This window comes from Auritidibacter sp. NML120636 (assembly GCF_003185945.1).
GTDB classification, from domain to species: Bacteria; Actinomycetota; Actinomycetes; order Actinomycetales; family Micrococcaceae; genus Auritidibacter; species Auritidibacter ignavus.
In genome coordinates this window covers 1-18,060 of sequence record NZ_QHLO01000011.1, presented here as the reverse complement: position 1 = coordinate 18,060, position 18,060 = coordinate 1, and the positions used below count along the sequence as shown (strand labels likewise).

The window sequence follows — 18,060 nt, the reverse complement described above, 5'->3', positions numbered from 1 at the left end:
ATTACACAGCTGGTATTTACTCCACATCGGTGGACAACCCTGTGGATAAATTCGCTCGTTACAATGTGATGGACAGTGCGCCGACCCAGGTCAGCACCACCAGCACCACGAAGACCGCGGCAATGGCCAGCCAGGTGCCCAGCTGAGCCACCGCGGTCGCGGATAGACCGCCGGAAACGTTTGGCAAGGTGGGGTCAGCCATGCGCTTGCTGAAGAGTTGGTGCAGACCCAGCATCAGTCCGGCGGTAAGACCCCCGGTGATGAGTCCACCAATGTGGCCCTGCCAGGAGATATTGCTACCCACGAAGGAAATCACCAGGTTCAACACGATCAACGCGGTGATCGAAGCCAGCTGTCCTCCGGACTGGCGTAGCAGAATGAACATGGCGGCAAACAGGCCGTAGACCGCACCGGAGGCACCGACAACTGGAACATGAGGTTCAGAGAGAAACAGCACGGCCACCGAGCCGCCGAAAGCGGACAGTAAGTACAGACCCAGGAACCGTACCCGGCCCAGGGCCGGTTCCAGCGCGCGTCCCATCATGTAGAGCACCAGCATATTCATCAGCAGGTGTACCGGGTTGGCGAGGGAGTGCACAAAGGCCGAGGTGATCATGCGCCAGGGCTCAAAGGGGAGCCAAGGGTATTCCAGTGCTACCGCCGAGGTATACACGCCGGCATATTGGAATAACTGAGTCACGCCCTGCGGTTGCGCGACAGTCACCCACTGCAGGATATAGACCACCACACACAGTCCCATCAGACAATACGTCACCCAAGGCGTATCACTGCGCCGAGTGGTGCGGGCACCCTGGTTCTGATGCACGCAATCGGCGCACAACACGCCCACCTCGGTGGGTTGTTGGCATTCGCCGCAGGCCGGTCGGCCACAATTCTTACAGCGGACATAACTGACCCGGTCCGGGTGCCGGTGGCAGACCGGTTGTGGTTCGGAGGCAGAAGAGCCGGGCGAGGCACCATATTCCGGCGGGTTCGAATCTGAGGTGGTCATACCGGGAGTCCTTGGGTGGGGTCGTTGTGGTCACAGCACAACACCGCCGATTCCACCATCAGCGCGGAACCGGCGGTGTAAGCTCATCAGTGATCGGCTGGATTTAGAGCTCGGTGATCTCGATCGAGGAAATCACCACATCATCAACCGGCTTGTCGTTCCTGCCGGTGGGTACTGCGTTGAGTTGGTCGACAACCTGCTGGGAGGTGGGATCGGTGACTTCACCGAAGATGGTGTGCTTGCCCTGCAGCCAGGTGGTCGGCACTGAGGTGATGAAGAACTGGGAGCCGTTGGTGCCCTTGCCGTTACGGATACCGGCGTTGGCCATCGCCAGCTGATAAGGCTCGTTGAAGGTCAGTTCGGGGTGAATCTCATCGTCGAACTCGTAACCGGGACCACCGATCCCCTGACCCAGCGGGTCCCCACCCTGGATCATGAAGTCCTTGATGATCCGGTGGAAGATGGTTCCGTTGTACAGCGGGGTACCAGATTTGGTCTCACCACTGGCCGGGTCGGTCCACTCCTGCTCGCCGGTGGCCAGGCCCACGAAGTTCTTCACGGTCTTTGGAGCGTGGTTACCGAACAGCTCGACCACGATATCGCCGAGATTGGTATGGATGGTCGCTTGGTGCGTTGCAATTGAACTCATGGTTTCTATTCTTTCATGACCGAGGGATTTCGGGGCGATATCCGCGGTGAGAAAAACCCGGTTTACGATCCAGCCGTACTGGAGCACATTCACACCCGGCTAACACACCGCAGTCAGAGTATCCTGTTTCCTGTTGTCATTCATGACTTGTCGCGACATCTTTCGTGGCCACGCACTCACACAATAGAAGACTGCGAGATTCCCGCGTAGGCTAGGGATGAAGCTAGTGTCCCTAATGGAGGCGAGACCACGATGTCGAAACGTTCTACTCAAAAAGCCGCACGTCAGGCCGAGAAGAAGCTGAAGAAGGCTTCTGGGTCGGTCCAGTCGACTTTGGCCGATAACTTCGAAAACGCCAAAGAGTGGGCGGCTCCAAAGGTGGAGAACGCCCTGAACTGGGCGGGAGAAACCTTCCAGGACGGCGTGGAGAAAGCCACCCCGCTGGTTCAGCGTGGTGTGGATAAAGTCTCCGAGGCTCTTGAGGCCGCTCGGACCAAGGTTGTCGAAGACTACGCACCAGCTGCCACCGAACAGCTGGCTCAGGCTGCCGAGAAAACCGCGAACGCCGTATCCGACCACGATGTTCCGGCACCGGTGCAGAACGTGCTGGAAACCGTCACCGGCGATAAGAAGGCCTCGAAGAAACTGAAGAAGGCGCTGGAGAAATACACCAAGTCTGCCGAGAAGACACTGCAGAAGCAGCATAAGAAGGCCAAAAAGGAAGCCAAGAAGTCCAAGGCTGGTAACAAAGTCTGGATCTTCGTGGGTCTGGCCGTGGCCGCCTCGGGTGCTGCTTTCGCCATCTACCGCTTGACCAAGCCTGTCGAGGATCCCTGGAAGAACCCGACCCCACAGCCGATCGCTCAGGGCACTCCCGCTACTCCGGGCGCACAGCGCTCCGGGCGGAACGCCGAGCAGAAGCCGGCCGCTCAGCCGGCTGTCACGTCGGAGACCGGCTCGAACGAGCAGGATCAGAACACCACCGACGTGACGATCGATACCTCCGCGTCCTCCCAGCCCTCCGGCGCTCACGCCGCCGAGAAGAAGTAACACTCACGGCGCAGTAAGTACCTAACCCCACAGTGGGGGCTATGCTCCACCCCCACTGTGGGGTTAACGGCCGGATGTCGCCAATGGTTGATAGGTCTCCAACCCGTCCGGCATGGACCGCAGATACGCGACCTTGAGATCGGGGAGTCGGTGCTGGTAACGCTGATGCATCACGCTGATAGCATCGGGGTTTTGATCAATCATCACGAAATGACGTCCTAAGCGTCCGGCCACGGCACCGGTGGTGCCGGACCCGGCAAAGAAATCCAGCACAGTATCTCCGGGTGCTGAGGAGGCCTGAACGATCCGGCGGAGGATGCCTTCTGGCTTTTGGGTGGCGTAGCCGGTTTTTTCTTTCCCCGTCGGAGAGACAATAGTGTGCCACCACACGTCAGTGGGTAATTTACCTCGTGCTGCTTTTTCAGCGGTCACCAGTCCCGGGGCCATATAGGGTTCCCGGTCCACCTCTGCACTGTTGAAGTAGTACTGCTGGGGGTCTTTGACGTAGACCAGAATCGTGTCGTGTTTGGCCGGCCATTTCTTCTTACTGCGGGCACCGTAGTCATAGGCCCAGATGATCTCATTGAGAAAACAGTCCCGCCCGAACAGAGCATCCAGCAGCACCTTGGCGTAGTGGGCCTCACGGTAGTCGAGGTGCAGGTAGAACGTACCGGTGGGTTTCAACAAGCGCCAAGCCTGTTCCAGCCGGGGCACCAGGAATTCCCAATAGTCCTCAAACTGATCGTTATAGGCATACAGGTGACCCTTGATGGTCTGGTAACGAGCGCCTTTAAATCCTCGGCGGGTGCCCTCAGCCGACCGCGTGGTGGCCATATTCTGCCGGACTTGGCGTTTTCCGGTGTTAAAGGGTGGATCGATATAGATCAGATCGATTGATGCATCGGCCAGTCTTTGCAGTAGCCCCAAATTATCCCCCAGAATCACGGCGTGAGGATGCTGTAGGGAGAACCGGTCGGCGTTTGTCATGCCTCCAACTCTAACGGCGCCGGCTGTAGCCTAGAGACAACTGTCACGTTAGCTGGCGTGTTTATCGCGTCCGAAAGGAGCCATGGTCATGTACTTCATTGTGGTCCGTCACGAAGTCAAGCCTGAGTCTGTTGAGAAGTGGCCTGACATTGTGCAGGAGTTCACCGAGTCCACGCGCGCCGAAGAAGGGAACCTCTTCTTCTTCTGGTCCAAATCATTGGAGGCCGATAACGAGTTCATCCTCATCGAAGGGTTCACCGACGACGGTGCGGCCCCACATGTGAACAGTGAGCACTTTGCCAAGGGGCTGGAGACGATGCGTCCGCATCTGCTGTCGACTCCGAAAATTATCTCCCGCCAGGTTGAGGGCAACGGTTGGGACGAGATGGCTGAGCAAAAGATCGAGGGCTAACCTCTTGTCCGGTTACTGGCCGGAAACGTAAGCTGTGCCACATGAGCAGATCGAGTCTGCGTCGGGCTCTGCGCAAAGCCTCCCGACGCCTGCGCGGAACCGGTACCCGCTCGACGGTCACCCGTGACGACGACGAGCTATTGCCGTTGCCGATCAAGTCGGCCCCGATCAATATTGCCCGGCAAATCGCGTTGCGCGCTGCTAATGTTGGGCTCACCTCGCTGTACAGCATTTACCGGCTGGACCCGGCCCTGTAGCGGCTGACCGCCAAGAACTATCATCCTTGTCTGGAACGGTTCGCCAAGCTCAACGCCTGGATGATCTGCCAGCATGCCTCCCTGGACGTACCGGCCTACCAGGATTATTTGGTCCGCAACGACTATGAATTCAGCTGGTGGGATCTGGCCTCGTATCCGCCTACCTCCAAAGACGACTATGTCAGGGCCTATGGTGAAGCCAGTCGGTGCTGGGACGGTGAAATCGAGGTGGCCGGCACCGTCGTCGATGAGTCCTCAGGTTCTACGGGGACCCCGTTCAACTGGATGCGGTCCAAGGACGAAACCGCAACGGTACATAAGAATGTCGCCGGCTATGTGACCATGCTCTTTGGTGGCAAGAACTTGTTCTGCATTAATGCGTTCTCGATGGGTGCCTGGGCGACCGGGACCAATACCGGTCAGGCCATGGCCAAAATTGCGATGGTGAAGAACACCGGCCCGGACCTGGAGAAGATCCTGGATACCCTGCGCCACTTCGGACCACGATTCACCTACCTGATCAGCGCCTATCCACCGTTTTTGAAGCATCTGAAAGATCTCCTCGATGAGTGCGGAGACGAATTCGCCGAGTACACCATCAACGGGTTCGTTGGTGGCGAGGCCATGACCGAAGGGCTCCGGGATTACGTACTGGGCACCTTCGACCGGGTCTATTCCGGCTATGGTGCCTCCGATCTGACCATCGGCATGGGTGGCGAGACCGATCTGAGCATCACCTTGCGCAAAGAGTTGATCGCTAATCCCGCCTTCCGCACCGCGCTGTTGGGCCAGAACGAGACCAGAACCCCCATGATTTTCCAGTACAACCCGCTGGAAACCTATATGGAGACCACCGACGAGGGTGAATTGATGGTCACCATCAATTCCTCGGCGGTGATGAGCCCGCGGTTGCGGTACAACATTGGCGACGAGGCGCGGATCCTGTCCTTCCCCGAGATGGTGCAGATCACCAGCGCCTTCCCGCAACTGGTCTCCCGGCTCAAGGAGGCTTACCGGAATCAGCAGATGAAATTGCCGTTCCTGCTGCTGTTCGGGCGGAAAGACTCCACGATCTCCTATATGGGCGCCAATATTTATCCGCTCGATGTGCAAAACGGGCTGTATCGAGACCCCGAGGCGGCCAAGGTGATCGATTCTTTCCAGATTGAGCTGATGGAAATCGGCGATTTCGAGCACCGGCCCCGCATGCACATTCAGCTCCGCGATCCCGAGACCTACCCGGCCGCCCGGTTGGACCAGGTCGCCAAAGATCAGCTGGCCGATCAGCTCTCCGAGCAGGTGTTGGACCACCTGGCTTCGGTCTCTCGCGATGTAGCGGTGTCGTTGACCGAGGATGCCTCGGCGGCAGAAATCCGGGTGGTGGTCCACGACTTTGGGACCGGCCCCTTCAGCGACCCGAACACCAAGATCAAGAACGTCTACCTGACCCGAACCCAGCACGACGAGAGACAAAGCTAATGCGCACTCGAGATTTTTCAGCCTGCAAAGCCCCCAAGCCCGGACCGGTTGCCTGTTTCTCGGTCAGAATGAGTACCGCAATGTCGCTGCCTTGATCCAACAAATTCTGGTCTGGCCGCCCCTGGGACGTCGACTGCGCAATGCGCCGGGCTATTTGTGGCACCGTAGCTATTTCGAGTTCCCGCTACGTATCGGTCTGGTGGTGGCCTTCGAGTCCCGGTCGGCCCTGATGGACACTCCGGCCACCTACCCAGCGGTCCCAACGCTAATCCGGTGGTGGGCGGATTCATTCGGATTCTTGAGGCCGACGACATCGGATACGCCAATGGCACCTGGTCGGCCGAGCATGACCAGCTGCAGGTACTGACCGAGTGGTCCCGCCCGGCCCCCGGGGAGACCCCACCACCGGTGCTGTCTCGGGCTGCCCGCGCCACCATTCAGGGCGTGGGGATCGCGACTTCCCTGGCCAAAGCACTGGTGGGCTCCGGGGTCGACACCATTCAGCGCCTGCGGGACCGCCGTGACGCTACGGTGTGAAGAGCTACTCACCCCGCACCGGGAGCTGAATCAGCTGGTCGCCGACCCTCCCGTCGGTGCCGGCTGGCGAGACAAGATGGTGCCCGTCCTCGCCGATGACCTGCGCGCCTGGCTCACCGGACACCACCCCGAGGTGGATTGGTGCCGGATGCTGGTCGTCCGAGAGGACACCACCGGCCAGATCCACGCCCACGCCACCATGCACGCCTCACACACCGTGGATGCCAAGCTGAGCGGTTCGGGCTTGCTGAGTGGTGGACCGGCCCTATATTTCGGGGCGCTACTGTACCGGAACCGAGCAGCACTCCGAGCGCTGCTGACCGGGATCCACGCCCGGGCAGAACAGCAGGGTTTCCGCCAGATTTTTGGGCCGGTCAGCCTACTGCCGAACCAGACCGGCGGGGCCGTGCTCTCTGGATTTGAGCACCCTGGTTTCTTCGACTCGACCTACAACGACCCCGTCCTAGTGGATGTGGCCGAAGAGTTCGGTTACACCACGGTGTATCCGGCTGCCACCTGGGAACTTCCGGTCGCAACCATCCCGGACCAGTACCGAACCCCGCCCACGGTCGAGGAGTACCGGCGGGCCGGAGTGCGCCCGCGGAAAGTCACCCGCTGGAATCTACGGGGCCGATCCGGTGTGGTAGAACACCTGCGGGCCGGGCACAATGCGGCCTTTGCCCAGCTTCCCTACTACACTCAGATCTCCCCGGCCCAAATGAGGGCTCAGGCGGCCGGCTTAGAAGTACTGATGGATCCCCGGCTCGTTGTGATCCTCGACCACGACCTGTCCCCGTCCGCATCAACAGGCCCGGCCAGTTTTGCGCTGGTGGTCCCCGATCCGGTGAGTATCCTGCGCTCCCATAACGGCCGTCTGGGCCCTCGCCAGCTGGCCGAGCTAGCCGGAGAGAAACTCCGCCCGGTTCCACACCGCACCAGTTCGTTGCGCGATGCCGTGTTGATCACCCAGGGCACCGACCGCAGCTTCAGGGACGGGGACTGCTCTCCTTAGTCTCCCGCCAGTTATTTGCCCAGCTCTCCGCTGCCGGCTACCGCACCCTGCGGGTCACCGATATCGGTGAGGATAACCCGGCGTCGGCCGAGGTGTTCCGCCGGGCCGGTGGCTACCGACTCCACGGCATCGGTTTCCTCACCACCTCGGTACAGGCCATCACCCAGCCCGACAGCTCCGGCTGGGCCGATCGACTCCAGGGCTGGATTCAGATCGCTGGTCGGGCCCCCTCAGCCCACAACACACAGCCCTGGAACCCCCTTGTTGACGCCCCCAAGAAAATCATCAACCTGGGCGTCCACCCGGAACGGCGCTTAATCTACGGTGACCCCACCGACCGAGACCTCTATCTTGCTCTGGGCTGCTGGATTGAATCCCTGAAAATTGCAGCCAGCCAGGACAGTGAGAACCCACACCGGCTCAGCATCGAATCTGTCACTGGCTCGGGCGCCAACACCAGCATCCGGCTCCGGCTACAACCCCTCGCCGCACCGACCGATGACTTCAGTGCCGAGGATGTGCTCTCCCGTCGGGTCTATCGTGGCATGCTGACACCAGCGTCGGATGTTGTGGCCACGGCGCTCGCTGAATTCCCCCAGGCGGTCGAATTCACCGACCCCCGCATCAGCGACCTGGAAACCATCGCCTCGAGACATTTGAGCTCCTCGCCCGAGCTGATCCGCGAACTCACCGGATGGTTACGCCTGGATCCGCACCATCCGCGGCGTCACCTCGACGGGCTCGACGGCGGTTGCCTGCTGCTACCACCGGCAGTGCAACGCCTGGCCCGGGTGGCACGCACTCCACTCGCCGACATCCTGGCGACACCGCTCTCGGCCACCTCCCGGATGCTAGCTAGGGTTCACACCCGCTTCAGGTCCCCCGGCACATCCACCGCGGAACATCACACCCAAACCCGTGGCACACCCGTGCTGTTTTCTGCCTCCGCCGAGAGTCCCGCCCAGATCATCGACGCCGGCAGAACCTTGCACAGGTTGTGGTTACGGTTGCACCAGCTCGGGTTATCCGTGGCACCGGCCACCGAAATGATTGACGCACCGGCCACCGCGTCCTATCTCCACCGCTGGGTCACATCCCACGATCAACAATCCCAGCACAACCACCGACCACTGTCCTATTTCCGGGTGGGAGTTCCCGCATCCACGCCGCCACGTTCCGCACGGATGACCGGACGCTAGAGGAACCGGTTTCAACAAACTTGGACACCTCCCTACCCGATTGGCTGCATCGCTTACGCGCCATCGACGTGCCCGGCCTCATCACCCCGCGACATACCCCACCCTGGTGATCCAACACCAGTGACGCAAATCGCCCGACGATATTGTCGATCTCCTCGAGGACCACCGCCGGCACGCCCGGAGGAAGTGCTGACATTACCCTGCCAATGACCCTTGCGAGGCTAAGGAGCCAGCGGCACCACCATGGGGCTACCGGATTGCGGATCGGGGAAAATCTCGCACTCCAAGTCGAAGACTTCATGCACCAATGCGGCGGTGAGCACATTGTGGGGTGCCCCGGTTGCGACAATGTTCCCGCCGGCTAAGACCACCAGCTGATCGGCGTAGCGGGCGGCTTGATTCAGGTCGTGAAGCACTGCCACCACACTGCGACGTTCATCGCGCATTCGGCGACAGATCGTCAAGACCTCGATCTGGTGGGCTAGATCCAGGAAGGACGTCGGCTCATCGAGGAGCACGTACTCGGTGTCCTGGGCGAGAATCATTGCGATCCAGGCACGCTGACGCTGGCCTCCAGACAGTCCTGCGACCGGCTGGTCGGCCAGGGCAGTCACGTCGGTGGCGGCCATAGCCGTTGCAATCTTTCCGTCGTCACCGGCCACCCATTGGCGCAGTGCCGAATGGTAGGGGTGGCGTCCTCGAGCGACCAGCCCACGGACCGTGACCCCATCGGGGACCACCGGATCTTGTGGAAGTAATGCCACACGACGGGCAATCTGTTTAGAGCGGTACCGGTCCAAGGGGCGCCCATCCAGGCTCACGTGACCGGCGGAGGGGGTCAGGGTCCGGGCCAAGGTTTTCACTAACGTGGATTTGCCACAGCCATTGGGCCCTACGATCGCGGTGAATTGTCCGGCAGGAACCTGGAAGTCCAGATTCTCTAAAACCGGTGGCTTCCCGCCATAGCCCACCGTGATGCCCGTGGCCTGTAATGATGCCTCTGCTAGCGATGAGGTGCTCATCGAGTGGACCTCCTCCACGTACTGATCAGCAAGTATCCCAAATACACCCCGCCGACACCGGTGGTGATCACCCCCACCGGGAGCCCGTCAAATAGCGGGACGTGTTGAACCAAGAAGTCAGCGGCCAACATTATCAGTGCACCCACCAGGGCGGACAGAAACAGGTGGGGGCCCGGGGTGCGCGTGGCTTGGCGTGCAATATGTGGCGCCGATAGCGCCACGAAGGCAATCGGTCCGGACACAGAGACCGCCATGGCGGCCAAGATGACCGCAAGCACAATCGCCCAGGCGCGCGTGCTGGTAGCCGAGCTACCCAACGTATCGGCCAGTTCATCGCCCATATCCATCGGAGTCAGGTGGTGGCTGAGGGCGATGACCGCCGGGATCAGCACCAGCAGGGCGATGCCGATGGTCGTGGCGTGTTCCATATTTCGTGCCCCCAGTGACCCAGCAAGGTAGGCGGCGAGCTGGGAGGCAGAATCCCGCACATCCACAGCCACCACGTAGTGGGTGATCGACAGCGACATCGCGGCCACACCGATTCCGGTCACGATGACCCGAGAGGGGGAGGCAAAGCCCAAGCCGGTAGAAATCCACACCAGTCCGACCGCGACGGCCGCGCCGATGAGAGAACCCACCGATGCGGAAACCATCCCGGGAAAGAACATGGTCGCCACCGCCACTCCAGCACCAGCTCCAGCGCTCAACCCGATCACATCGGGGCTACCCAGCGGATTACGGGTGACCGTTTGGAACAGCGCCCCGGCGAGTCCTAAAGCAATACCGACGCCGATAGCGACTAATACCCGGGGGCCACGGAGGCGTTCAAGCACAAAGATCGTGCTGGGTTCAGCCTCCCCTCTCAGCAGCGCGCTCAGTTCGGCCGGCCCAAGCCCCATCGGCCCCCAAGCCACAATGCCCGTTGCCAAGACCAGAATAACCAGAATCGACACCACGGCCAGTACAGCGCTCCGGGGGCTGTAGGGAATGGCCACAATGTTGCCGAGGGTCAACATGTTCTCGCCACGTCGTAGCGTGGGGCGTGAACGGGATGGTGCGGTGGTCATACTGCCACCTTTCCGCGGCGTACCGCCACCAAGAGAAAGGGAGCACCCAGAAAGGCGGTCACGACACCGACCATGAGTTCTTCGGGCCGGGTGATCACCCGAGCCACGACGTCGGAGGCCAATAACAGGGAGGCTCCCAGCAGAATGGCAACGGGTACCTGCTGCCGAAAGTCACCACCAACCAAGGACCGCACCAGGTGCGGGGCTGCCAACCCGATGAATGCGATAGGTCCCACCGCCGCGGTGGCGGCTGCTGCCAACAGCGTGGCCGCCAGAATTCCTCCGGCACGGATGGCAACGACTGGGGCCCCCAGCGACACCGCCACCTCATCACCCAAGGCCAGGGTGTTCAGCCCCGGGGCAAGGATCACGGCCAAGAGCAGTCCAAGGATCACCGCGGGCAGTACGGCCCACAGGGTTTCGAATTGGGCTCCAGCCAAGGAACCAACTACCCAGTGCCGGTAGGAGTCGAAAACCTGTGGCCGCGTGAGCACCATGGCTTGAATATAGGCGGTCAGCACCGCCGAGACCACGGCCCCCGCTAGAATGAGGGGCACCACCGATTGGCTTCCGGACGACCGGCTGAGGACGTAGACCAAGACCACCACGACGATGGCCCCGGGTAATGCGACCAGCACCGTGGCGGGCCCGACCGTAGCGGAGAACCCGAAGAACGCAACCGCGGTGACCACAGCGGCTGAGGCCCCCGTGGTCACACCCAGCAGACCGGGTTCACCCAGTGGGTTACGCGTGAGACCTTGGATAATCACACCCGAAACGGCCAGGGAGGCACCGACGGTGGCACCGACCACGGTGCGTGGCCAGCGAGCTGCCAGAACCTGTTGTAAGTGGGCGTCACCGCCACCGCGCAACACGTCAATTACCTCGCGGAGGTCATTCTCCCGAGACCCGTAGGCGATTGATGCGGCACTGGCTAGCAGCAAAAAGAATAGGCACAGAACAGGTGCGATCCAGGCTTTCACTCGGCGTCGTCAGCGGAGCCTTCACCCTCCACATTCTCGACCGCTTCATCGATCATCGGCTCGTAACGGTCCAACACCCAGGGCACCGTCAGCGGGCTAATGATGGAGGATGCGGTTACAAAGGATTGGTCGGTCGGTGCTACCACGGCACCGTTGTCGATCGCCGGAATTGAGGCGTAGAGGTCCTGTCCTTCCGTCTCTTCGCGATTGTCCTCATCGGAATACCAGGTGAAGATCAGATCGGAGTCATTGAGCATATCAGCGTTTTCGAGTCCGATCATTGCCGAGTCGGTCCCTTCGACCTCGAATTCCTTCATGTCCTCAACTGCCGGATCCACTTGCAACCCGAGCTTGCTCACCATCTGGACGCGCTGCTCTCCGGGGAAGAACACGCCGAGCGTTCCTGGTCCATCGTTGTAAATATAAGAGAACGTGTAGTCAGACCATTCCTCGTGACTATAGTCTTCGAATTCCTGCTCGATCTGATCAATCAGCTCCGGGGCCCGTTCTTTTTCGCCCAGTGCGGTAGAGACGGTCTCAATCTGTTCTTCCCAGGTGATGGTCCAGGGCAACTCCGGATAAGCTACCGTCGGTGCGATATCGTCGAGCAGGTCGTACTGCTCCTGGGTAATACCTGACCACGGTGCGAGGATGACGTCGGGTTCAAGATCAACAATGGCTTCGATATCAAGTTCTGTACCGCCGGTGAACTGTTCGGGCAATTCATCACCGACCTCTTCCACGGCTTCATGGATCCAGGGCAAGTAGCCGGTGTCATCAGCACCCCATGGGTATTCCTCAATACCCACCGGGGTCACACCTAGGGCAATGGCCGTCTCCGTCGAGCCCTGACCAAGGGTCACGACGCGCTCGGGCTTGTCCTCAATAATTGCGGTACCCAGGGCATGTTCAATCTCCACGGTTTCGAATGCACCGTTGTCCTCTGCCTGGTCATCTGGCCCGTTCTCACCACCGCAAGCGCTGAGTGTCAGAGCTAAAACAGCAGTTCCTGCCACAACAGTTATTCCGTGTCGGGTCTTCTGCCAATGATTCATGAAATCCCTTTCTAGGTAGTCAAGGCCAAACAGCGCTTGCTGAGGACACCTCATCGAGCCCACGGTGTGTATCTACTCGACCTTAAAGTTTAGGGTACACTTACTTTGTTATGCAACATCAATTGGATGTTAGAAAGGTCGGCAGAACTCAAGCTGGCGACGATGTCGATCTGCACTCACAGCCACGACCATCACACACATCAAAGCGGCGATCACCACACGGGCGATCGCCTCTTAAAAACAGCCGGATTAGCTGTGAAACTCAGTTGCGCTGCGCAAGCTCCTAACGCAGCACCTGAATTTCCTGGCGAGTACCAGCGGTATTCTGCACGGTGCGAATCGTCGCGATGAATAGCTCCAGCACCACACGGAACAACACGAGCTGAATGACGGGAAAGATCCACCCAAACAGCAACCACAATATCCCGAACGGCGCGGCATCTGTCCCCATCATGCTAAATGCTGGCACCAGCCAGCCAAAGATCAGCGACATGGCGACCAGAACGATCATCAAAATTAAAGATAAACTTCGTGAATTTGATGGTTACAAAGCTATCGACCGACATATCAAACAGAAAGGCAAAGACGCCTCTGTCTTCCACGGACGTTCGCGAGTTAGGGGGCTTAGGGCCGGACTGGCCCGGGGTGGACTGGTGGGCCGCCCCCTGCGGGTCACCTATATCGGTGAGGATAACCCGGCGTCGGCCGAGGTGTTCCGTCGGGCCGGTGGCTACCGACTCCACGGCATCGGTTTCCTCACCACCTCGGTACAGGCCGTCGCCCAGCCCGACAGCTCCGGCTGGGCCGATCGGGTCCGGAGCCGAAACCCAGATTCTGTTGGCGTGTGAACCCACTGGCGTGGCCGAACCGGGGGAATTCACCGGCTGGTTACGCCTGGATCCCCATCACCCGCGACGCTACCTTGACGGGCTCGACGGCACCTGTCTCATGCTACCCGAACCGATACAACGGATTGCCCGACTGCTACGCACTCGCTGGGCGGATTCACTGGCCCCGGCGGTGGCAACCCTGAGTCGAGCCACCGCGCATCTGCCCCGTTGCGCCGGGAAACCTCAAGCCGGTACCCCGGTTCTGTTCTGCGATCCCGCGCAAACCCCCGCCGAGATCATCGTGGCCGGCCGGAGACTGATGCGCCTGACCGGGCGGTGACCGGCCCGCCCGGACTGAGGGAACACGACAGATGGGGCCTAGAGAACGAGCGTGGCAGCCGCGAGCGCTCCGGCCAGACCCCAGCTCGTCAAGGACCCGATGAGAAATTCTTCCGCCCGGGCCCCGATCCGACGATCGGCGGAAATTTCGGGAAAGCGCACAATCCCTTTGGCGGCAATCAGGGCTGCCACAATGCCTTGGGCACCCGTCAAGGCCAGCACATAAATGATGATCCGTTCCAACGGACCGATGATACGACCACCTCGCAGTGAGGAGGCTGTGGAGCCTTCCTCCTCCGGGGGCCGGTGTTGGCCGGGCATCTCGTGACGCCCGGTAAGTTCCAAAACACTGCGCACCACTTCATTGCCGGTACTGGATAAGAACACCAACGATCCGGTCGCCATAACGATCGGGCTGGGCTCGTGATCTCCAGTCGCCCACGTGACACCGAAAACCACGGCCAGTAGCACGACCAGCACTGGACCACGCCAGATCAGGTGGCGTTGGCTAGCCACCATCCAGACGAGAGCGAGCACGACCGCCACGGCTGCGTGCCACCAGTGGGTCACGACCGTGGCACCAATGAGGGTCAGTAGCCACCACACCGTCGCGATCAGCCACCGGGCCGGCATCCGGCGGATGAACACGGCCAGTAGATCACTGACCCCGATGACTAGCAGGGCACAACCAAACATCATGATGTCTCCCCCGCCAACTCGCGATCTAACCGTAACAGCATAGCTGCCCCAGACCGATGCACGGCTTTGGAAACTGCCGCCTGGCTGATTCCTTCGGACTGGGCGATCTCCCGTTGGGTCACCCCGTGCAATAAGGCTCCGGCCATGCGACGTTCGCGGGACTTGAACCGGGCCAGTACCTGGTCAACGGCCAGAAATTGAGCGTTAACCGCCGCCGCCAGGTCGGCATCCTCCCCGCGCAGGCGGTGTCTGACGGCAGGTAAGGATTGCTGGAGCACCTCGGCTTCGTTAAGGGCTTCCCGGGCTGCGATCCAGCCGGGCCCGTCATGAATTGGCCCGGTGACGCTACGAGCAATCGTCGTGATACGTCCCATGCCCACTCCAGCACGTACCTGGACCTCTGCCGGCAAGAAAAGATGCACACGGTACAGGCTTCGCACCGCGTCCTGCCACGAGAAGTAGACCGCTTGGAACTCGTCGCCCACTGTGGCCCAGGCCGGATGGTCGGGCACAATCTGCTCTTCGATACGGGCAAAAGCATCCATGATCACAGAATGGGCCACGACACGATCGGGAAGATCACGGGACCCCACGATGTCGAAAATCACGGGAACGCTCGTCATGTATATAACCATAACAGTTATATAGAGGCTAGTATAACTATTTTTGAGGTGAACTTCTCGGTGCGTTCTGCGATCGGGCGCGGGTCAGGGAAGATCTCACACTCGGGGCCAAAGACCCGGTGGACCAACTCTGCGGTGAGGAGCAGGGCGGCGGGATCTTCGGCAATGAGTTTGCCATGACCGAGAAGCACCGCGGGCAGTATCGCCCAGTGGGTGTCAAACCATGCTCCGGCCAGGCTCAGCGGTACGACCGATTCGCTACCGGAGGACCGACTTAGCACCGAGACCAGGATCACCACGGCGATGGCACCGAGTAATGCGAAGAAGGCAGTAGCCGTTTACCACCGCGACGCAGGCCCCGGTGGGCATCCGGGGTAGCCCTGGCCCTTCCAGCGGGTTGCGGGTCAGCTCCTGGATAAACAGCCAGAGTAGCACCGACCACTGCCCCGACCAGGGCGGGTGGCCAGCGGGCTGCCAGCACCTGCTGTCAGGAGGCGTCGTCGCCACCGCGCAGGACAGGTGCGAACTAGTGTTTTACTCGGCGTGGTCCGCGGAGCCTTCGCCCTCAGCATTCTGGACGGTCTCATCGATCATGGGTCTCGTATCGGTCCAGCACCCAGGGCACAGTTAATGGGCTCATAATGGAGGATGCGGTCACCAAAGACTGGTCGGTGCCACCACAACACCGTTGTCAATTGCCAGAATCGAAGCGTAGAGATCTTGGCCTTCGATCACTTTCCGGTTTTCCTTATCGTCATACCAGATAAAACTCAGATCGGGATTCTTGAGCATATCGATGTTCTCGAGTCCGATCAGCGCCGAGTCTACGGTCAAACCGAATTTGCTCTCCATCGGGACGCGCTACTCTCCAGGAAAGAGCAGGCCCGGTGTGCCTGGTCCCTTCTGGTATATACGAGAAGGTGTCGTTGGACTATTCCTCCTAGCTACGGTCGTGAAATTCCTGGTCGATCTCTTCGATCAGCTTCGGGGCCTGGTCTTCTTCCCCCAGAACGGTGGCGACGGTGTGAATCTGTTCTTCCCACGTGATGGTCCACGTCAACTCGAGACAAGCCGCTCTCAGACCGATATCGTCCAGCAGGTCGTACTGCTTCTGGGTCATACCTGAGCGCGGTGCCAGGATCACGTCGGGGTCGAGATCAACAATGGCGTCTCCGCTGAGCTTCGGACCCACTCATAGCCCCCGAAGGCGCTAAGTGTCAGAGGCACAACAGCGGTTCCGACCAGAGTGGTGAGTCTGTTCCGGGTCTTTTCCCAACGATTCATGGGATCTCCTTCGAGGTAGCCACGGTGGGACGGTACCGGTGCCACCTCACGACACCTTGTCGACCTTACAGTGTGTGAGTACTCGACAACACATCGACGGCAAGTCTTATATCGTTATGCAAGACCAATAGATAGTTATCAGGTATCCCGAGGGAATCGCCGTGACCGCAGAAAATAATCACATCCACCACGAACGGTGCCGGCACACTGCCAGCGACGGGCAGGTTAGGATCCTGCCCGCCGCATCACCGCACAATTAGTTGAGTGAAACGTGCCGATTCCAGGAACGGTGGGTGCGCCACATGACGATGACAAGCGTGAGGATCGTTCCGACGAACACGCCGAGTGGCATGATGGCGCTGTCACCATCGGCAAAGGCGATCTCGAGGGTGTTGATGACCACCAGCTGCGGTGTTCCATCGTCACTAACAACAGTGAAGTCGAATCCCAACGGAATAGCCAGTATCGCAAGAAAGATAATGGCTTGGCTACCGACGTAGGTGATCACGGCCATCAAAACCAGGCCACCAATGCCCATTCGACCGAATGGACCCTCGCTACCGACAGAGGCGATGAATGCGTACATCACCGGCCAGGTGAAAAATATGAATAGCACCACGATCGGCAGGTACACTCCGAGGAGCAATGGTAGCGGGATGAAGTCGCTGATAGCCTCTAGTCCCGAGCCCAACGCCACGAACAAGTTCGGCTCCTCAGGGCCCAAACCAGCAGCGGTTGGTGAGCTCGCAAACGTGAACCAGGCGGCCCAGAACAGCAGGAATCCGATGATCAATACGACCGCCGTCGCCAGCATCATGTGCAATAACTTCGTCCAGAAGATAGTTGCGCCTTTCACCGGAATCGCGTGAGTGAGGTAGCCTCCACTGCGAAACCCTGAACACCAAAAGTCGATGGCGAGGGCGATTTGAGTCGCGGGCACGAGCGCCACGATCGGTAACACGATCAGTGGTGGCCCGAAGTGACTCACGACTGGCAGATTGATCCACATCAGCAGCGTGCCTAAAGCACTCGCCGCGAGGGCGCCACCGATGATGATCGCAAGCAGAACGCGGGTGCGGATGAACTCGTGTTTTAAGAGTGTCAGTGTCATCGGAATACCTTTCGGAAAAGCTGGTCGATACTCAGACCGTGTTCAGCGCGCAGATCGTCGGCGTTGCCGGTGAGCGTGATACGACCGTGGCGCATGAACACCACCGTGTCGATAGCAGGTTCAAGGTCGTGGATGAGGTGAGTTGACATCACCAACAGTGAGTCGGGAGCCAGGTTGTTGAGGACGGTGTCGAGGATCTCGTCGCGCGCGGCCGGGTCGATACCGCTGATCGGTTCATCAAGCAGGTAAAGCTTGGCCCGGCGGGACATGGTGAGCGCGATCTGGATCTTCTCGCGCATACCCTTCGACATTTCGCGCAGTTTCATGGCTCTTCACAATCGAGGGTGTAGACGGGGCTTGAATCCTCCGCTCTCGAGCAAGGACCTGGCGATGTAGTTGGTGAGATTCCGGAAGCCCAGGGCGGATCCGCGCAGGTGTTCGAGTCGTCCGTTG

Annotated in this window: 24 protein-coding genes; 9 read left to right on the top strand and 15 right to left on the bottom strand. The window is 60.0% G+C overall.

Features of this window, described 5'->3' with window-relative positions; all coding sequences use genetic code 11:
- Nucleotides 1–58: 58 nt before the first annotated feature.
- Nucleotides 59–1,012, bottom strand: coding sequence for a rhomboid family intramembrane serine protease (locus DCC25_RS09325; RefSeq protein WP_233488047.1), 954 nt, complete (start codon nucleotides 1,010–1,012; stop codon nucleotides 59–61).
- 103 nt (nucleotides 1,013–1,115) lie between these two features.
- Nucleotides 1,116–1,661 carry a peptidylprolyl isomerase gene (locus tag DCC25_RS09320; RefSeq protein ID WP_110099277.1) on the bottom strand — a complete coding sequence of 182 codons (546 nt, stop codon included), beginning with the start codon at nucleotides 1,659–1,661 and terminating at the stop codon, nucleotides 1,116–1,118.
- A gap of 252 nt (nucleotides 1,662–1,913) precedes the next feature.
- Here DCC25_RS09320 and DCC25_RS09315 point away from each other — a divergent pair, with 252 nt between their 5' ends.
- Nucleotides 1,914–2,711 (top strand): hypothetical protein, encoded by a 798-nt coding sequence (locus DCC25_RS09315; RefSeq protein ID WP_110101468.1) that lies wholly within the window; start codon nucleotides 1,914–1,916, stop codon nucleotides 2,709–2,711.
- A 63-nt stretch (nucleotides 2,712–2,774) separates the two neighbouring features.
- Here DCC25_RS09315 and DCC25_RS09310 read toward each other — a convergent pair whose 3' ends face one another.
- Entirely contained in the window at nucleotides 2,775–3,698 is a 924-nt protein-coding gene (locus tag DCC25_RS09310) for a site-specific DNA-methyltransferase (RefSeq protein ID WP_110101467.1), read from the bottom strand.
- A gap of 88 nt (nucleotides 3,699–3,786) precedes the next feature.
- Between DCC25_RS09310 and DCC25_RS09305 the strand changes: the two genes are divergently transcribed.
- The 6 genes from DCC25_RS09305 to DCC25_RS09285 all read left to right on the top strand — a co-directional run bounded on the left by DCC25_RS09305 (nucleotide 3,787) and on the right by DCC25_RS09285 (nucleotide 8,594).
- The gene (locus DCC25_RS09305; RefSeq protein WP_110101497.1) at nucleotides 3,787–4,110 is read left to right on the top strand and encodes a putative quinol monooxygenase; all 324 of its coding nucleotides are present in this window, start codon (nucleotides 3,787–3,789) and stop codon (nucleotides 4,108–4,110) included.
- A 41-nt stretch (nucleotides 4,111–4,151) separates the two neighbouring features.
- Nucleotides 4,152–4,367 (top strand): hypothetical protein, encoded by a 216-nt coding sequence (locus DCC25_RS11700; protein WP_233242951.1) that lies wholly within the window; start codon nucleotides 4,152–4,154, stop codon nucleotides 4,365–4,367.
- Nucleotides 4,368–4,427: 60 nt separating this feature from the next.
- Entirely contained in the window at nucleotides 4,428–5,846 is a 1,419-nt protein-coding gene (locus tag DCC25_RS09300; protein WP_233242950.1) for a phenylacetate--CoA ligase family protein, read from the top strand.
- Nucleotides 5,847–6,122: 276 nt separating this feature from the next.
- Nucleotides 6,123–6,383, top strand: coding sequence for a hypothetical protein (locus DCC25_RS09295; protein ID WP_110099204.1), 261 nt, complete (start codon nucleotides 6,123–6,125; stop codon nucleotides 6,381–6,383).
- On the top strand, nucleotides 6,367–7,395 hold the full coding sequence (locus DCC25_RS09290; RefSeq protein ID WP_110099203.1) for a hypothetical protein: 1,029 nt from the start codon (nucleotides 6,367–6,369) through the stop codon (nucleotides 7,393–7,395). Before DCC25_RS09295 ends, DCC25_RS09290 begins: the two co-directional genes overlap by 17 nt.
- 92 nt (nucleotides 7,396–7,487) lie before the next feature.
- Nucleotides 7,488–8,594, top strand: coding sequence for a hypothetical protein (locus tag DCC25_RS09285; RefSeq protein ID WP_110101465.1), 1,107 nt, complete (start codon nucleotides 7,488–7,490; stop codon nucleotides 8,592–8,594).
- Between the two features lie 221 nt (nucleotides 8,595–8,815).
- Here the strand turns inward: DCC25_RS09285 and DCC25_RS09280 are convergent, their stop codons facing one another.
- From DCC25_RS09280 to DCC25_RS09260, 5 genes are all read right to left on the bottom strand, one after another.
- Nucleotides 8,816–9,616, bottom strand: a complete 801-nt coding sequence (locus DCC25_RS09280) for an ABC transporter ATP-binding protein (RefSeq protein ID WP_110101464.1) — start codon at nucleotides 9,614–9,616, stop codon at nucleotides 8,816–8,818.
- Nucleotides 9,613–10,683 (bottom strand): iron chelate uptake ABC transporter family permease subunit, encoded by a 1,071-nt coding sequence (locus DCC25_RS09275; RefSeq protein ID WP_183145630.1) that lies wholly within the window; start codon nucleotides 10,681–10,683, stop codon nucleotides 9,613–9,615. The genes DCC25_RS09280 and DCC25_RS09275 overlap by 4 nt, the downstream gene beginning before the upstream one ends.
- Nucleotides 10,680–11,627 carry an iron ABC transporter permease gene (locus tag DCC25_RS09270; RefSeq protein WP_233242920.1) on the bottom strand — a complete coding sequence of 316 codons (948 nt, stop codon included), beginning with the start codon at nucleotides 11,625–11,627 and terminating at the stop codon, nucleotides 10,680–10,682. Before DCC25_RS09270 ends, DCC25_RS09275 begins: the two co-directional genes overlap by 4 nt.
- 35 nt (nucleotides 11,628–11,662) lie before the next feature.
- The gene (locus DCC25_RS09265) at nucleotides 11,663–12,721 is read right to left on the bottom strand and encodes an iron-siderophore ABC transporter substrate-binding protein (RefSeq protein WP_110101462.1); all 1,059 of its coding nucleotides are present in this window, start codon (nucleotides 12,719–12,721) and stop codon (nucleotides 11,663–11,665) included.
- A 283-nt stretch (nucleotides 12,722–13,004) separates the two neighbouring features.
- Nucleotides 13,005–13,214 carry a DUF4282 domain-containing protein gene (locus DCC25_RS09260; protein ID WP_158278488.1) on the bottom strand — a complete coding sequence of 70 codons (210 nt, stop codon included), beginning with the start codon at nucleotides 13,212–13,214 and terminating at the stop codon, nucleotides 13,005–13,007.
- Here DCC25_RS09260 and DCC25_RS11245 point away from each other — a divergent pair.
- Together DCC25_RS11245 and DCC25_RS09250 are read left to right on the top strand one after the other, a co-directional pair.
- A complete protein-coding gene (locus tag DCC25_RS11245; protein WP_110110713.1) occupies nucleotides 13,213–13,569 on the top strand; it encodes a hypothetical protein in 357 nt (118 codons plus the stop codon). The two genes, DCC25_RS09260 and DCC25_RS11245, sit on opposite strands and share 2 nt — an antisense overlap.
- 10 nt (nucleotides 13,570–13,579) lie before the next feature.
- A complete protein-coding gene (locus DCC25_RS09250) occupies nucleotides 13,580–13,891 on the top strand; it encodes a hypothetical protein (protein ID WP_110101459.1) in 312 nt (103 codons plus the stop codon).
- 38 nt (nucleotides 13,892–13,929) lie between these two features.
- Here the strand turns inward: DCC25_RS09250 and DCC25_RS09245 are convergent, their stop codons facing one another.
- From DCC25_RS09245 to DCC25_RS09215, 7 genes are all read right to left on the bottom strand, one after another.
- Nucleotides 13,930–14,589, bottom strand: coding sequence for a hypothetical protein (locus tag DCC25_RS09245; RefSeq protein ID WP_110101458.1), 660 nt, complete (start codon nucleotides 14,587–14,589; stop codon nucleotides 13,930–13,932).
- Nucleotides 14,586–15,212 (bottom strand): SatD family protein, encoded by a 627-nt coding sequence (locus DCC25_RS09240; protein WP_158278489.1) that lies wholly within the window; start codon nucleotides 15,210–15,212, stop codon nucleotides 14,586–14,588. The genes DCC25_RS09245 and DCC25_RS09240 overlap by 4 nt, the downstream gene beginning before the upstream one ends.
- A 17-nt stretch (nucleotides 15,213–15,229) precedes the next feature.
- A complete protein-coding gene (locus DCC25_RS09235) occupies nucleotides 15,230–15,511 on the bottom strand; it encodes a hypothetical protein (RefSeq protein ID WP_110099198.1) in 282 nt (93 codons plus the stop codon).
- Between the two features lie 355 nt (nucleotides 15,512–15,866).
- Nucleotides 15,867–16,064 (bottom strand): hypothetical protein, encoded by a 198-nt coding sequence (locus DCC25_RS09230; protein ID WP_110099197.1) that lies wholly within the window; start codon nucleotides 16,062–16,064, stop codon nucleotides 15,867–15,869.
- A gap of 88 nt (nucleotides 16,065–16,152) precedes the next feature.
- Nucleotides 16,153–16,404 (bottom strand): ABC transporter substrate-binding protein, encoded by a 252-nt coding sequence (locus DCC25_RS09225; RefSeq protein ID WP_110101456.1) that lies wholly within the window; start codon nucleotides 16,402–16,404, stop codon nucleotides 16,153–16,155.
- Nucleotides 16,405–16,752: 348 nt separating this feature from the next.
- Nucleotides 16,753–17,607, bottom strand: a complete 855-nt coding sequence (locus DCC25_RS09220; protein WP_110099195.1) for a hypothetical protein — start codon at nucleotides 17,605–17,607, stop codon at nucleotides 16,753–16,755.
- Entirely contained in the window at nucleotides 17,604–17,933 is a 330-nt protein-coding gene (locus tag DCC25_RS09215; RefSeq protein WP_110101455.1) for an AAA family ATPase, read from the bottom strand. Before DCC25_RS09215 ends, DCC25_RS09220 begins: the two co-directional genes overlap by 4 nt.
- Nucleotides 17,934–18,060: the final 127 nt, after the last annotated feature.